At 62.4% G+C, this 14,539-nt stretch carries 12 protein-coding genes; 4 read left to right on the forward strand and 8 right to left on the reverse strand.

Features of this window, described 5'->3' with window-relative positions; translation table 11 throughout:
- Positions 1 to 176: 176 nt before the first annotated feature.
- Entirely contained in the window at positions 177 to 2,063 is a 1,887-nt protein-coding gene (locus ACQ3C8_RS10265; RefSeq protein ID WP_428851505.1) for a CotH kinase family protein, read from the reverse strand.
- A gap of 274 nt (positions 2,064 to 2,337) precedes the next feature.
- Positions 2,338 to 3,663 carry a replication-associated recombination protein A gene (locus ACQ3C8_RS10270; RefSeq protein WP_428851506.1) on the reverse strand — a complete coding sequence of 442 codons (1,326 nt, stop codon included), beginning with the start codon at positions 3,661 to 3,663 and terminating at the stop codon, positions 2,338 to 2,340.
- Between the two features lie 287 nt (positions 3,664 to 3,950).
- Here ACQ3C8_RS10270 and ACQ3C8_RS10275 point away from each other — a divergent pair, with 287 nt between their 5' ends.
- On the forward strand, positions 3,951 to 4,634 hold the full coding sequence (locus tag ACQ3C8_RS10275; RefSeq protein WP_428851507.1) for a class I SAM-dependent methyltransferase: 684 nt from the start codon (positions 3,951 to 3,953) through the stop codon (positions 4,632 to 4,634).
- Here ACQ3C8_RS10275 and ACQ3C8_RS10280 read toward each other — a convergent pair.
- The 3 genes from ACQ3C8_RS10280 to ACQ3C8_RS10290 form a co-directional block, all read right to left on the reverse strand.
- Positions 4,615 to 5,487 (reverse strand): DMT family transporter, encoded by an 873-nt coding sequence (locus tag ACQ3C8_RS10280; protein ID WP_428851508.1) that lies wholly within the window; start codon positions 5,485 to 5,487, stop codon positions 4,615 to 4,617. The two genes, ACQ3C8_RS10275 and ACQ3C8_RS10280, sit on opposite strands and share 20 nt — an antisense overlap.
- A 588-nt stretch (positions 5,488 to 6,075) precedes the next feature.
- Positions 6,076 to 6,705 carry an outer membrane lipoprotein chaperone LolA gene (gene lolA, locus ACQ3C8_RS10285; RefSeq protein ID WP_428851509.1) on the reverse strand — a complete coding sequence of 210 codons (630 nt, stop codon included), beginning with the start codon at positions 6,703 to 6,705 and terminating at the stop codon, positions 6,076 to 6,078.
- Between the two features lie 125 nt (positions 6,706 to 6,830).
- Complete coding sequence (locus ACQ3C8_RS10290) at positions 6,831 to 9,149, reverse strand: DNA translocase FtsK (RefSeq protein WP_009523100.1); 2,319 nt, start codon at positions 9,147 to 9,149, stop codon at positions 6,831 to 6,833.
- A gap of 164 nt (positions 9,150 to 9,313) precedes the next feature.
- On the opposite strand from ACQ3C8_RS10290, the gene trxB reads away from it, so the two are divergent.
- The 3 genes from trxB to ACQ3C8_RS10305 are packed head-to-tail and all read left to right on the forward strand — an operon-like array spanning position 9,314 to position 11,593.
- Complete coding sequence (gene trxB / locus ACQ3C8_RS10295; RefSeq protein ID WP_009523101.1) at positions 9,314 to 10,261, forward strand: thioredoxin-disulfide reductase; 948 nt, start codon at positions 9,314 to 9,316, stop codon at positions 10,259 to 10,261.
- Positions 10,262 to 10,306: 45 nt separating this feature from the next.
- The gene (locus tag ACQ3C8_RS10300) at positions 10,307 to 10,972 is read left to right on the forward strand and encodes a Smr/MutS family protein (protein ID WP_009523102.1); all 666 of its coding nucleotides are present in this window, start codon (positions 10,307 to 10,309) and stop codon (positions 10,970 to 10,972) included.
- A 3-nt stretch (positions 10,973 to 10,975) separates the two neighbouring features.
- On the forward strand, positions 10,976 to 11,593 hold the full coding sequence (locus tag ACQ3C8_RS10305) for a trimeric intracellular cation channel family protein (RefSeq protein WP_009523103.1): 618 nt from the start codon (positions 10,976 to 10,978) through the stop codon (positions 11,591 to 11,593).
- 55 nt (positions 11,594 to 11,648) lie between these two features.
- Here ACQ3C8_RS10305 and ACQ3C8_RS10310 read toward each other — a convergent pair whose 3' ends face one another.
- The 3 genes from ACQ3C8_RS10310 to ACQ3C8_RS10320 form a co-directional block, all read right to left on the reverse strand.
- Positions 11,649 to 12,470, reverse strand: coding sequence for an ABC transporter permease (locus ACQ3C8_RS10310; RefSeq protein ID WP_009523104.1), 822 nt, complete (start codon positions 12,468 to 12,470; stop codon positions 11,649 to 11,651).
- A 1-nt stretch (position 12,471) separates the two neighbouring features.
- A complete protein-coding gene (locus ACQ3C8_RS10315) occupies positions 12,472 to 13,326 on the reverse strand; it encodes an ABC transporter permease (protein WP_009523105.1) in 855 nt (284 codons plus the stop codon).
- A 144-nt stretch (positions 13,327 to 13,470) separates the two neighbouring features.
- Positions 13,471 to 14,496, reverse strand: coding sequence for an ABC transporter substrate-binding protein (locus ACQ3C8_RS10320; protein WP_009523106.1), 1,026 nt, complete (start codon positions 14,494 to 14,496; stop codon positions 13,471 to 13,473).
- Positions 14,497 to 14,539: the final 43 nt, after the last annotated feature.

Here is a 14,539-nt window from a genome sequence, read left to right on the forward strand (position 1 = left end):
GCATCGGCCTGCGACCAGATCGACCAGCACGCTCCGGCGCCCTTGAGCGTCAAGGCGCCCCCAGTTACCTTTCGCTCAAGCTCATCGCTCCCCAGGCCTGGGCGCCGACGCTCGCCTTGCCCCACATGGCAGGATGCGATTCGTGAAGACACGCCCAGATCCGGGATCTATGGCACTTACTGCACGCCCGGACAATTGGTATTGAGCGGTAGCACTTTACAGATGACGCCATGACGCGTGCGCGTGTCATAAACATCATCGAACGCATACGTACTCGTATTGTTTGTCAGGTCCTTGGCCAGTACTCGCACCCAGTGCGCACCAGCCGGAAATTGCGCGGCCAGCAATGATGGCGATGCCCCGGTCGAATGGCGCACGACGGTGCGTACGCCCGGCGCGTCGAATGCTGTCTGCCCGGCGGGCAATGTCGTGTCGGCGGGATCAAAAGGCAGAAATTCAGCCTCATAGGTGATGGCGTGGCCTTGCGGATGAAAAGCGCGCGGCCAGCTCCACCGCAGTTCGGTGATCGGATCTCCCGGGTTGCCTACCACGGTAAACCAGAACGGCATGGGACGTTTCAGGCTATCGAGAAACGCATGGTAGTTTTTCTCGATGGTATCCACCAGGCGGTTGTACTCGGCCTCCCATTGGATCGCCGTGCCCGGAAGGTTATCCTTGTCCGGAGAACCCGTCACGAAACCTTGTACGGTCGGCTTATAGGTATCCAGCAGGGTGCGGACCGCTTCCTTGGTGAGATGTCTGCTGTAAATCTCCGTCACTGCTGCCTTCAATAATTCGACATTACCCGGTTCCATGATGAAACGGCGGTGCAGCGGACTATCCCACCAGTTACCCAGCCCATATGCCCAATCCGCATAGCCGGTGGCATTGATCTGACGGGAGTAATCGAGTGCGGCATCATAATCCCAGGGCAGGAAGTAGAATTTGCCATTGGCGGGATTCTGATAGAGCGCGAAATTCTGCGTGGTTGTATCGTAGTTGCCCAGCAGAATGACACTCGAGAGCCATGTCAGGTAGTTATTCCGGTTGAAGTACTGATCAAACGTGTCGGAAAAAGGAATCGCCGTGTTTCCCAGCGCATCCAGCATTGCGATGATCGATGGGCAATTTTTTCCATCACCGACCTCCTGTTCCAACGCGGCTTCCAGCGCGGCATTGGCCGTCCCGTCCGGATTACAGGCGTAAGCGCTCTTGCGGTTGAAGTTGAAGGATGCCGCTTTGTAAACCTGAGCGTTAGCCACTTGCCACCCACGCAGGGCAACATAATGCTCGCTGAATTTTTCAATGTGGGTGAACAGGCCCAGGCTGCCCGTGGGGCCAGCGTCTGCAGGCGCATTCACGATGTCGGAATAGACCACTTCGACGAATTGCGTCCGCATGGACTGATGATGCGGAATCTGCTTCATCAGATCGAATGCCAGCTTGTTACGCACGCGGGTCAGGTCATACGGATGCTTGTTGAGCTGGAGCGTATCTTCGCCGTACCACATGGCGGGGCGCACGCCGGTCACAGAATCTCGTTTGGTGCGGATACGGAAAGATTTTTGCGCCGCGTCTCTGGTGCTCGATCCGCGCACACGCATATCGGCGTTCCCACCGGTGAACTGCGCTGACGTGGATGACACCGTAATTTTCTGCTCAGGCAGGCAATCGTCACCGGTAGCTCTCCTGGTGCGATTCAGTGTTTTGAGGGTAACTCGACCGGATGGATAGGCTTGAGCTCCCGGGGTGGCATCAGAGCATTGGCCGGTCGAATAGTTCAGATATGGGCCAGAGCCGGGAGCGTTGGATAACTCATAGTTTGCGGCGATACGCAACGCCGTGGCCTGGTCAGGGTAGTCAACCTGGATTGCCGTTGGCAGGTCATCCGAGGCAGGCGTAAATACTGTTGTCGAAGTAGGTGGTACACCAGGAATGATTGGCGTGTGCCCGCCCGGGGGCCCGGCATTTGGTGGAACGTCACCATCCTCGCCCCCTCCGCCGCAGGCTGACACAAATAGTGCGGCGGTTAGCACAGTCGAGCATAGACCCTTGTTGATCATCACAACCCCCATGTATTTGATTTGGATATCGGCTATTTCCCAATAGCTCGAAGGGGAAGTATAACGTAGAGGTCACTTTTAACCCACCCGAAAGGGGGGTATCACGCCCTGGGGCTCGCGGAATTTCCTGCTACCGGGCATGTCCGTTGGCTCGGACAACGGTGAAGCAGCTTCGCTGCTGGGTCTGCAGCCGATCTTCTTTCCTCAACAAGACAGTGTCGAACGATGCCCCTGCACCAGGCCGCGCGTCAGGTTTGCCGCACTGATGACGTGCTCAGTCTTTGCGTGCCTCGTCATCCCATTTCCGCAGCTGGGCAAGCTTCTCTCCAATCTTAATTTCCAGCCCCCTGGGTACTGGCTGGTACCAGCCAGGTTCCGGCAAGCCTTCTGGAAGGTAGGATTCTCCCGCAGCATAGGCGTTGGGTTCGTCATGAGCATATCGATACTCATGCCCATAACCCAGTTCCTTCATTAGCTTTGTTGGAGCATTGCGCAGATGAACAGGCACCTCGCGGCTCTTGTCTTGCTGCACAAAGGCTCTTGCCTGGTTGTAGGCGTTGTAACCCGCATTGCTCTTGGCCGCGACGGCAAGATAGATGACCGCCTGACCAAGGGCCAACTCCCCTTCCGGGCTGCCCAGCCGTTCATAGGTCAAGGCGGCATCATTGGCGATCTGCATGGCTCTTGGATCGGCCAGGCCAATGTCTTCCCACGCCATACGGACAATGCGTCGTGCCAGATACCGTGGATCGGCACCGCCATCCAGCATTCTCGTCAGCCAGTAGAGCGCAGCATCCGGATGGGAACCACGAACAGATTTGTGCAAGGCACTGATCTGGTCGTAGAACGCATCGCCACCCTTGTCGAAGCGCCGCAGGTTCTCGGCCAGGGCGCTCGCCAGCAACGCCTCGTCGACATGCGGGGTGTCGCTCTGCTGGGCATGCCGCGCGGCGCGCACGACGATCTCGATATTGTTGAGCAGCTTGCGGCCATCGCCATCGGCCGCGGCGATGATCGACTGGCGCGCGCCGTCGGTCCATGTCACGCCGCCGAGCACGGTGCTGGCGCGCTGCAGCAGTTCGCCCAGCTCGTCGTCCGACAAGGTCTTGAGCACATAGACGGCAGCCCGCGACAACAATGCGCCGTTGACTTCGAACGAGGGGTTTTCGGTGGTGGCGCCAATAAAGGTGAACAGGCCGCTTTCCACATGCGGCAAGAAAGCATCCTGCTGGCTCTTGTTGAAGCGATGCACTTCGTCGACAAAGACCAGCGTCGGCTTGCCGAGCGCCCGGTACTGCTCCGCCTGCTCCACGGCCGCGCGGATATCCTTGACGCCCGAGAGCACGGCGGAGAGCGCAATGAACTCGGCATCGAAGGCGTCGGCCATCAGGCGCGCGAGGGTAGTCTTGCCAACCCCGGGCGGGCCCCAGAGGATCATCGAATGCGGCTGGCCGGAGGCGAAGGCGACACGCAGCGGCTTCCCTTCGCCCAGCAGATGCTGCTGGCCGATCACCTCATCGATGGTGCGCGGACGCAGGCGCTCGGCCAACGGCATGTTGGCAGCCTGAGGGACTGCATCCTCAAACAGATCGTCGTTCATGCCTGCATTGTCGCAGAAGATGACCCGAAAATCCGGCAGAACGGGCGCATACGCCCTGTCCGCGACTTACCGAACGCGATGGCTTGCCGGGATAATGAGCGCTTCCGTCTTCCTGGACCCTCATGCCGCAGCCATCGCTTCCGCCCCAGCCGCCAGCAGCGCAACCGTCAGCTCCCCTGCCATCGAGGCCGCGGTCACCGGCTTCCGCATGGTCACCGACCCATCCGCTTGCCGCAGCGCCCGCTCATGCGACGACGGCCACGGCACACCCGTTGGTGCCGGAAACCATGTTCGGCCACTGGTTTCTGCGTACGCGGGTGTGGGAAAAACACGTCCTGCGCGTCGCCATCGACGACCTGCAAAACCTGGTTGGCGCGCCACTGCCCGCATCGCCTGTCATTCTCGATGCAGGATGCGGGCAGGGCATCTCGCTGGCCCTGCTCGAAGCCGCCTTCGCGCCAGCCACACTGATCGGTGTCGATCTGCATCACCCGTCGCTCGCCCTCGCGCGCAGCGTGGCACAGCGCCTGCGCACACCAGTCCAGTTGCTCGAGTCGGACTGTGCCAGGGTCGCCCTGCCCGATGCCTCGGTCGATCTGGTGTTCTGCCACCAGACGCTGCATCACATCGTCGAGCAGGAAGCCACGCTCGCCGAATTCCACCGCGTGCTCAAGCCGGGCGGCCGGCTGCTGCTGGCGGAATCGACCGATGCCTATATCTGCTCATGGGTCATCCGCCTGCTGTTCCGTCATCCGATGCACGTGCAGCGCAGTGCCGCGGGCTATCTGCAGATGGTGCGCGCCGCCGGTTTTGCGTTCGACGACGCCAACGTGTCGTATCCCTATTTATGGTGGAGCCGCGCTGGCGATTTCGGCCTGCTGGAACGTTGGGGTATCAAGCAGCCCCCGCCACCGGGCCAGCGGCGGGAGACACTGGTCAACGTCGCGGCGTTCAAGCCCCCGGCCTCTTGACACCCGGCCCACGAAACACCAGCGCCAGTCCGCCGAGAATCAGCGCCATGCCAGCAATGCTGTGCACATTCGGCCAATTGCCCAGGATCAGCGCATCGAGAATGACGGTGACGATGGGCACGAGGTAGAACAGACTGGTGACATTCACCAGATCGCCGCGCTGGATCAAGCGATACAGCAGCAGCGTGGCGCCGACCGAAATGATCAGGCCCATCCACAGCAGCGCCATCACCAGACCGGCCGTGACCTCGACACGCCATGATTGAGACGGCGCAATGGCCAGGCACAGCACAAAGCCGATGACGTACTGCAGCGGCAGAACGTCGGCGGGATCCTGCGGCACACGCTTCTGCAGGATCGTGCCCAGCGTCACGCACCCCAGCGCGACTAGCGCGTACGCCATGCCGGGTGCGGCGAAGCCAGCGAATCCGTTCTGCATGACGACCAGCGCCAGACCCGCGAGCGCCAACCCGAGACCGCCTAACCGGGCCGGCGACAGGCGCCGCTCGATTATCAGCAAGGTGAGGATCGGCTGCACGCCGAGCACCGTGGCGAGAACGCCAGGCGTCACGCCATACTCGAGCGCCAACAGATAACAAATGGTGTAGCCACCCGTCAGCAGCAAGCCCGTAAACGCGACCTGCCGGCGTGTACCCGGCTGCGGCAGCCAGCGCCGGCGCCAGCCGGCCAACGCCGCCAGGGCGATCAGCGCCAGGCCAAAGCGCATCAGCAGGAAAGCGAACGGCGTGGCGGATGCCAGGCCGATCTTCGAGAAAATCGCACCGCCGCTCCAGAGCAGCACAAACAACGCGGTTGACCCGTGCGCGGTCAACGCGGAAAACATCCTTGTCATGACAATATCCTGTCGTACGTATCAAGAGGCTCCGGCAGATGTGTCCGCGTGACCCGGCAGCGTGCAGCATGCGCAAGCGCAATGTCACGCATGCCCGCGTGCTGCAGGCATCAGGTATCAAACGGGGAACGACTGCGGAGACGCAGTAGGCTTAGCCGAGTGCGACGACGTGTCGCGGCGGGCTGTCTGCCACGGCAGCCACTGCGGCTACCACGGCAACGACTGCGGCAGCGGCGACTGCGCGCACCACTGCGACGACAGGAGGAGAGGTATGTGCCGAGCTACGCGCTGAGATACGGCGCGATGCGCACGCACGCCGACCGTCCGCGAAATGCGGGGCAATGGCAGACGGGAAGCGCGCAGACATCGGCATGGCGTGGGACGGCGTGTTGGATTCGGTTCAGGGGGTTGGCAAGGTCAACCTGCCAAGTGCGTCGAGGTTAAGGGAATCGCCCGCGGGCGTCAATGCTGCTCGCCTGCGGCGAATGCGCTGTGTCGCACCCGGCATACAGTGCTGCTTTGACGCCGGGTGCTCCGGGACCCTGATCGGCGCAGCCGAACCGCTGCACGTGCAGCGGCAGGCACCTGCTACTGCTTCAACACGTCCGCCCCCTTGGGCACCTGGAAGCGGAACTGGTTGGCCGACAAAGACGGATTCTTCTGGATCGCGCTGAAGGTCAGCAGCGTCACATTGCCGAAGGTGTCGCGCAACTCCATGCCCTCGAGGCCGCCACCCTTGAAGCCGATGGCGATGCGCTCGAACTGCGTGTCCTTCGACTTGGGCGTCAGTTCCAGCCACTCGATGCCATCCTTGACCGCGCCTTCCTTCAGGGTGAAGTTTTTCTCGAGGTCGTTGCTGCCAAACAGGATGGCAGCGGGGCTCGAGCCGAGCGCGTTGTCGAGCTTGCGCTCGGTAACCTGGTTGAGGTCCTTGTCATAGACCACCAGGGTCTGCCCATCGGCCTGCAGCAGTTGTTCATAGGGCTTGGTGTAGTGCCAGGAGAACTTGCCCGGACGGGCGAAGATAAACGTGCCGCTGGACGTGCCGGTGACGCGTGTGGCCCCATCCTGCCCGGTCTTGACCTGGCGCTGCACGAACTCGCCCTTGGCTGACTTCACCGTGGTAACGAAGGTCTTGAGCTGGTCCAGCGCGGCGGCCTGCACACCTGCCACCAGCAGCATGCTGCCCAGCAGGGCAGCCACGAGTTTGTATCGCATGCAAAGATCCTTGTGAGTCCGTATGCCTGTTCTTCTCAGAACATGCGCCCGCCGGGAAATTCCCCGCGGGCGCAGTCACGGCGTAACGGAATGTAAATCTTCCGATAACCCTGCACCCGCACCACTCACTGTTCGTCGCCGCGGTTCGGCACCAGGATTTCGCGGTTGCCGCTGCCGGACATCGCCGACACCATGCCGGCTTTTTCCATGTCTTCCAGCAGGCGCGCCGCGCGGTTGTAGCCGATGCGCAGATGGCGCTGCACCAGCGAGATGGAGGCACGGCGGTTCTTCAGTACCACTTCGACCGCCTGGTCATAGAGCGGATCGGCCTCGGCCGCGCCACCGAAACCGGCGCCGCCGCCCATACCATCCACGCCGATGTCGCCCTCTGCCAGGCCGCCTTCGAGAATGCCCTCGATATAGTTCGGCTCGCCCTGCTCCTTGAGGTGCTCGACGACGCGATGCACTTCGTCATCCGACACGAACGCACCGTGTACGCGGTTGGGCAATCCGGTGCCGGGTGGCAGATAAAGCATGTCGCCCATGCCGAGCAGCGTTTCCGCGCCCTGCTGGTCAAGGATGGTGCGCGAATCGATCTTGCTGCTGACCTGGAACGACAGGCGCGTCGGAATGTTGGCCTTGATCAGGCCGGTGATGACGTCGACCGACGGACGCTGGGTGGCCAGCACGAGGTGGATGCCGGCGGCACGTGCCTTCTGCGCGATCCGCGCAATCAGTTCTTCCACCTTCTTGCCAACGACCATCATGAGGTCAGCCAACTCGTCGATGACGATCACGATCAGGGGCAGGCGCTCGAGCGGCTCTGGCGCATCGGGCGTCAGGCTGAACGGGTTGGGAATCTTTTCCTCGCGCTCGGCCGCTTCGTCGATCTTCTTGTTGAAGCCGGCGACGTTGCGCACGCCCATCTTGCTCATCAGCTTGTAGCGGCGCTCCATCTCGCCCACCGCCCAGTTGAGCGCATTGCCGGCGTGGCGCATGTCGGTCACCACCGGGCACAGCAGGTGCGGAATGCCTTCGTACACGCTCATTTCGAGCATCTTCGGATCGATCAGGATCAGGCGTACCTGGTCGGCCTTCGCCTTGTACAGCAGCGAAATGATCATGGCATTGATACCGACCGACTTGCCCGAGCCCGTGGTGCCCGCCACCATGCAGTGCGGCATCTTGGCGAGGTCGGCCACCACCGGCTTGCCCGCGATGTCCTTGCCGAGCGCCATGGTGAGCAGCGAGGCGCTTTCGTTGTAGACCTGCGAACCGAGGATTTCCGTCAGGCGCACGGCCTGGCGCTTGGGATTCGGCAGTTCGAGCCCCATGTAGTTCTTGCCCGGAATCGTCTCGACCACGCGGATCGACACCAGCGACAGCGAGCGCGCCAGGTCCTTGGCGAGATTGACGATCTGGCTGCCCTTCACGCCCGTGGCCGGCTCGATCTCGTAGCGCGTGATCACCGGCCCCGGATAGGCTGCCACCACCGCGACTTCTACACCGAAATCCTTGAGCTTTTTCTCGATCAGGCGAGAGGTGAATTCAAGCGTCTCGGCACTCACGGTTTCCTGTGCCGGCGGCACGCCATCGAGCAACGATAGCGGCGGCAGGTCGGAGTCGACGATCTCGGTAAAGAGCGGCTGCTGCTTTTCGCGCTCGACGCGCTCGTGCTTGGCAACGGCGGCCGGGCGCACGATCTGCACCGGCGGTGCCTCCTCGATACGCACGCGCTGCACCTCGACCGTGCCTTCGCGCTCGACCTTGGCGACTTCGCCAATCCGCTGGTCTTGCTTGCGCTCGCGGCGCAGGCGAAAGCCCACGAACAGGCTCTCGACCAGCCCGCCCACGCCTTCGGCCACCGCCAGCCACGAAAAGTGGAAGAACAGCGACAGGCCGATGGCAAAGATCAGCAGCAGCAGCAATGTCGCGCCAGTGAAGCCCAGCGCATGCTGCAGCGAGAACCCGATCAGGTCGCCCAGCACGCCGCCCGGCGCACGCGGCAGCGCCATCGACATGCCGTACATGCGGATGGCCTCGAGCCCCATGCTGCTGCCCAGCAACAGCACGAACCCGAACCAGGTGACGCCCGGCCCGGGCGGCGCCTCGGCCCGTTCGATGACGACTTCGGTGGTCAGCTGGCGCCAGCCGCGCCACACCTTGCGCAGCAGAAACACCGCCCACCAGTAGGCGGACAGGCCGAAGACGAACAGCAGCACATCCGCGACCCAGGCGCCCACCCGGCCGCCGAGATTGTGGATGTCGGCCACCTGGCTGGCATGGGACCAGCCGGGATCGCCCTTGTCGTAGCTGAGCAGTATGCAGAAGAAGGCCAGCGTGACCGCCAGCAGCAGGAACCAGCGCACCTCGCCGAACAGGCCGCCGATGCGCGAGGGCAGCGCTGCGGGATCGGTACGGGTAGTAGTAGAAGCACGAGCCATGCGGGAGCGTCGATATCAGGCAATGGAATGCGTCGATTGTACTCCGTCACCCCCCTTCGACACCTATCGGCGCGATTGAGAGGTCCAACTACGCTGTTGCGCCAACGCACATATAATGGGCACTTCACCTTCACGATGTTGTGCGCAAGTCGCCTGGAAAACCAATGACAAAACACGCCAAAGTGCTCATTCTCGGCTCCGGCCCCGCCGGCTATACCGCAGCCATCTATGCGGCCCGTGCCAACCTGAACCCCGTGCTGGTCACCGGCATGGCACAGGGCGGCCAGCTGATGACGACCACCGATGTGGAGAACTGGCCTGCCGATGTGCCGCACCTGCAGGGTCCGGACCTGATGCAGCGCTTCCTCGAACATGCGGAGCGGTTCAATACCGAGATCGTGTTCGACCATATCCATACCGCGCATCTCAAGGAAAAGCCGATCCGCCTGGAAGGCGATAGCGGCGAATACACCTGCGATGCGCTCATCATCTCGACCGGCGCCTCGGCCCAGTATCTGGGATTGCCGTCGGAAGAGAAATTCATGGGCCGTGGCGTCTCGGCATGCGCCACCTGCGACGGTTTCTTCTACAAGAACCAGGATGTGTGCGTGATCGGCGGCGGCAATACGGCCGTGGAAGAAGCGCTCTACCTGTCCGGCATCGCCCGCAAGGTCACGGTCGTGCATCGTCGCGACAAGTTCCGCGCCGAGCCGATCCTGATCGACCGCCTGATGGAAAAGGTCAAGAACGGCAATGTCGAGGTCAAGTGGAACAGCGTGCTGGAAGAAGCGCTCGGCGACGACTCGGGCGTGACCGGCATCCGCATCCGCAGCACCGATGGCAGCAAGACCGAGGACATCCCGCTCACCGGCATCTTCGTGGCGATTGGCCACAAGCCGAATACGGACATCTTCGAAGGCCAGCTGGAGATGCACAACGGCTACATCAAGACGAAGAGCGGCACTGAAGGCAACGCCACGGCCACTAGCATCCCTGGCGTGTTCGCCGCGGGTGACGTGCAGGACCACGTGTACCGCCAGGCCATCACCAGCGCCGGCACGGGCTGCATGGCCGCGCTGGATGCGCAGCGCTACATCGAAAGCCTGGAGTAAGCCCCGGTCTTTCGTATAATCGTTCCACCGTTTCCGGAGCGATACATGGCACAAGGCCCGACCCGATCGAACGGCAAGCTCGATCTGTCGGGCCTTGCCAGTTTACGCGCCACCCTGAAAGCACAGGACGAAGCCCGGCAGGCCGAGCGCCAGCGCGCCGAGGCCGAGGCACGCCAGGCAGCCGAGGAAGCGAACCTGTTTCGCAGCAGTCTGGGAGCGGTCACGCCCCTGGCCAGCACACGACGCACGGGCATCGAGCGCCCCCGCCCGTCGCCACACCCGCTCCAGACCCGACAGGATGAACAGGCCGTGCTCAAGGCCTCGCTCTCGGACGAATTCGATGCCGACAGCCTGCTCGACACCGACGACAGCCTGTCCTTCCGCCGCCCCGGCATCGGCCCCGATGTGGTGCGCAAACTGCGCCGCGGGCACTGGGTGGTGCAGCGGCAGATCGACCTGCACGGCCTGCGCCGGGACGAAGCGCGTGACGCCCTGGCCGAATTCCTGCGGCAATCGGTCCGCCAGGGCATCCGCTGCGTGCGCGTGATCCACGGCAAGGGCCTCGGCTCACCGGGCCGCGAGCCGGTGCTCAAAGGAAAGGTACGTGCCTGGCTGGTGCAGAAGGAAGAAGTCATCGCCTTTGCCGAACCGCGCCCGGTCGATGGCGGTGCAGGCGCACTGGTTGTGCTGCTGCGGCCCATGCCGGCCTGACCGATGAACCAGCTCAATACCCTGCTCCAGAGCATGGAGATCCTCGCCGTGCTGGCCTTTGCCATCTCAGGGCTAGCCGAGGCACGCAAGCAGCGGCTCGACGCAGTCGGCGCCTTCATCCTCGCCTTTCTCACTGCCTTCGGCGGCGGCACCCTGCGCGACATCCTGCTCGACCGGCGCCCCTTCTACTGGGTCGAGCATGAGGAGTACGTCGTCGTACTGTTCGTCATGTGCCTGTTCGCCACGTACGTGCTGCGCGTGGTCAACCGCGTCGTCTCGCACCGCGTCCTGATCATTGCCGATGCCATCGGCCTGGGGCTGTTCAGCGTGCTCGGGACGTCGCTGGCGCTGGAGATGGACCTGCCCGTCGTGACCTCCGTCATCATGGGCGTGGTCACCGGCGTATTTGGGGGGGTGTTGCGCGATGTGATCAGCAACGAAGTGCCGATGATCATGCGTGGCACGGAGCTGTATGCGACCTGCGCCTTTATCGGCTGCTGGGTCTATATCGGCATGCAGTGGCTGGACGTGGCGGCAGCCTGGAAACTGCTAGGCGCCACCGCCACGGTGGTGGGCGTGCGACTGGTCTCGCTGCGCCTGCAGTGGCAGCTGCCGCGCTAGCGACGCACCCTCGGGGACGCGCCGCCAGCGCGGTATCAAGCGCGCCTGAGACTGCTCAGTGCCCTTCCTCGATATTGAGGATCTTGCCCAGGCCCAGGAAGTAATTGGCAAAGGCGAGCACGGTCGCGGTCACGGCGATGTAGACCACCGACAGCGCCGCCAGCGTCGGATCGGCAAACTCCCGCACATAGTTGTACATGGCGACCGGCAGCGTCTGCGTTGCCTGCGTGGTCACGAACAGCGAAGCGGTGAATTCGCTGAACGACATGATCGCCGCGAACAGCCAGCCACCGAACAGGCCCGGCGCGAGCAGAGGAATCGTGATCGTGAACAGCACCTTCAGCGGCGATGCGCCCAGGCTGGCCGCGGCCTGCTCAAACCGCGCATCCAGGTTTTCCATCGACACGTACACGCTCTTCAGCACAAACGGCAGCACCAACATGACGTGACACAGGATGACGACGTCATAGGAGCGGTTGATGGACGCCTGCGATACCAGGATCAGCAAGCCCAGGCCCAGCGTGAAGTGCGGCACCACCAGCGGCGAATGCAGGATGGCGAGCAGGGTCTGCTTGCCCCAGAACTCGAGGCGTTTGACCGCAATCGACAGGCAGGTACCGATCACCAGTGCGATGAACGACGACCAGCCGGTGACGATGAGACTCGCACGGAAACCGTCCCGAAAGTCCGGATAGCTGAACACGCGCGCAAACCACGTCAGCGAATACGACTCCGGCGGAAAGGAGATGATTGCCTTTTCGTTGAAAGAGGCAATGGTCACCACCACGACCGGCAGCAGCACGAAGGCCAGCAGCAACCCCACCAGCACAGGGCCGGCGATACGCAGGGGCAAGGGCAAAGCGTTTTTGATTCTCATGTCAGTGTCCTCCCACGGTCTTCAGCCGCTTGGTAAAGAGTCCCAGGGCAAAGAGCGATGCAGCGGTCAGCAGCAAGCCCATGACGCTCAGGCTGGCGGCCAGCGGGAAATTCATGGAGGCGAAACCGAGCTGGTACACCAGTGTCGACACCGTCGGCACGCGGCCGCCGCCAATCATCTGCGGCGTGGCAAATGCGCTGAAGGTCCAGGCAAATGCCGTAGTCATGCCGGCCAGGATGCCGGGCATGGACAGCGGCAGCGTCACCGTAAGGAAGGTCCGGACCGGGCCGGCGCCCAGGCTCTGCGCCGCTTTTTCGTAATCGCGATCGATGTGCGAGATGGCCGTGGCAAGCATCAGCACCACCACCGGAATCGTCACGTGCACCAGCGCGATCAGCACGCCCAGGTGGGTGAACATCAGCTCCAGCGGCCATTCGATCAGGCCGAGCTTGCGCAGCAGGCCATTGATGAAGCCATTGCTACCCAGCACCGAGATCCACGAATACGTCCGGACGATTTCGCCCAGGAACAGCGGCGTGATGGACACCACGAGGATGAAGGACTTGAGTGCGCGGTTCTTCACGCGCACCAGGGCGTAGGCCAGCGGATAGGCGGCCAGCAGCGAGAAGATCGTCGTCTCCACGCTCAGCAACAGCGTGTTCGCGAACGCATCGAGATAGATCGGCTTGGTCAAGCCGGTGAAGTTGGCGAACGTGAAGCCGCCCACATCGAGGGAGCCGGGCACATATGCCCGGAAGCTGAACTGCAGCACCGCAAACAGCGACACCACGATGCACAGCGCGACAAGCACTGACGGGGAGACCAGCCAGGCCCGTAGGTCGGAGCGCTTTCTCATATGACTTATTCCAGAGGCTCAATCGGCGAGGGAGGATCGGCGCGGCGACAGCCACATCGATCCTCCCTCGATATCCTGCGGCGCGTCAGGCCCTGTTACGTGCCCGCGAGCACGGGAAGCAGGCCTGACACGCTCTATACCGCATCAGTTCATCATGTTTTCGGTGAACCACTTGCGCCATTCGGCCGTCTTCTCGGCGCGCAGCTTGTGGTCAATGAGGATGGCCTTGTCCCACTGCTCCTTCGTGGTAAACACGCCCGGCAGCTTGGCATCTTCCGCCGAGACCTTGGCATCGTCGACCACCGGGCTGGCCTTCTTCAGCGCCACGATCTTCGACTGGACTTCCGGCGACAACGCGATGTTCATGAACTTGTACGCGAGGTCGGCCTTGGTCGAGCCCTTGGTGATGGCCATGGTATCGATACCAAGCACCGCGCCTTCCTTCGGCGTCACCAGCTTGATGGGCACGCCCTGGCTCACCATGTGATACGCGTTGATGGACAGGACCACCTGCACCGGCGTTTCGCCCGAGGAGATGAGCTGCTGCGAGTTGGCGTCATTGGTGTAGAAAGCCTTGAAGTTCGGCTTCAGCGATTTCAGCTTTTCCTGACCTTTTTCCCAAGACTTGGCATCACCGCCCGAGAGCAGTGCCGAGACCGCAACCAGGTGGCTCGGATCGAAATCGGGTGCACCCAGCTTGCCCTTGAGCGCCGGATTCCACAAATCGTTCCAGCTGTCGAACTTGATGCTCGGCGGCACCATGTCAGCGCGATAACCGATTGTGTAAACGTAGGCCCAGCTACCGATGTGGTACGGGCTGATCTTGGCGCGCTCGACCAGATGCTTGTAGTTCGGGAGCTTGCTCGTGTCCAGCTTCTCGAAGAGATTGCCGTTGACATAGAGCCAGCCGACGTGCGACGTCGTGAAGGTCACGTCGCTCTCAGGCTTGGAGGCGAGCTTCGCCTTGTTCAGGCGGTCGATGGTGCCGCCCGTCACGTAGCGGACCGGTACGCCGGTCTGGCGCGTGAATTCCTTGCCGATGCTCTCATCGATCAGGTCACGGAAACTGCCACCCCAGGTGCTGACCACCAAGGCTTCCTGAGCCCATGCCGCCGTGCTGGTGAGCGTGGCGGAGAGTGCGCAAAGTGTCAAAAGCTTGCGAATCGTCATTTACTACCCCCAATCGAAAGATAAACATTCTGGCAGAACTGGA

Origin of the sequence: Imbroritus primus, from assembly GCF_964332355.1 — a bacterium.
In the GTDB taxonomy this organism is placed as follows: domain Bacteria; phylum Pseudomonadota; class Gammaproteobacteria; order Burkholderiales; family Burkholderiaceae; genus Imbroritus; species Imbroritus primus.

Bases quoted from the DNA above. Each gene is read 5' to 3' on its own strand.
- ACQ3C8_RS10265 (WP_428851505.1), bottom strand. From the start codon at position 2,063: ATGATCAACAAGGGTCTATGCTCGACTGTGCTAACCGCCGCACTATTT.
- ACQ3C8_RS10315 (WP_009523105.1), bottom strand. From the start codon at position 13,326: ATGAGAAAGCGCTCCGACCTACGGGCCTGGCTGGTCTCCCCGTCAGTG.
- ACQ3C8_RS10270 (WP_428851506.1), bottom strand. From the start codon at position 3,663: ATGAACGACGATCTGTTTGAGGATGCAGTCCCTCAGGCTGCCAACATG.
- ACQ3C8_RS10310 (WP_009523104.1), bottom strand. From the start codon at position 12,470: ATGAGAATCAAAAACGCTTTGCCCTTGCCCCTGCGTATCGCCGGCCCT.
- lolA (WP_428851509.1), bottom strand. From the start codon at position 6,705: ATGCGATACAAACTCGTGGCTGCCCTGCTGGGCAGCATGCTGCTGGTG.
- trxB (WP_009523101.1), top strand. From the start codon at position 9,314: ATGACAAAACACGCCAAAGTGCTCATTCTCGGCTCCGGCCCCGCCGGC.
- ACQ3C8_RS10290 (WP_009523100.1), bottom strand. From the start codon at position 9,149: ATGGCTCGTGCTTCTACTACTACCCGTACCGATCCCGCAGCGCTGCCC.
- ACQ3C8_RS10305 (WP_009523103.1), top strand. From the start codon at position 10,976: ATGAACCAGCTCAATACCCTGCTCCAGAGCATGGAGATCCTCGCCGTG.
- ACQ3C8_RS10275 (WP_428851507.1), top strand. From the start codon at position 3,951: ATGTTCGGCCACTGGTTTCTGCGTACGCGGGTGTGGGAAAAACACGTC.
- ACQ3C8_RS10280 (WP_428851508.1), bottom strand. From the start codon at position 5,487: ATGACAAGGATGTTTTCCGCGTTGACCGCGCACGGGTCAACCGCGTTG.
- ACQ3C8_RS10300 (WP_009523102.1), top strand. From the start codon at position 10,307: ATGGCACAAGGCCCGACCCGATCGAACGGCAAGCTCGATCTGTCGGGC.
- ACQ3C8_RS10320 (WP_009523106.1), bottom strand. From the start codon at position 14,496: ATGACGATTCGCAAGCTTTTGACACTTTGCGCACTCTCCGCCACGCTC.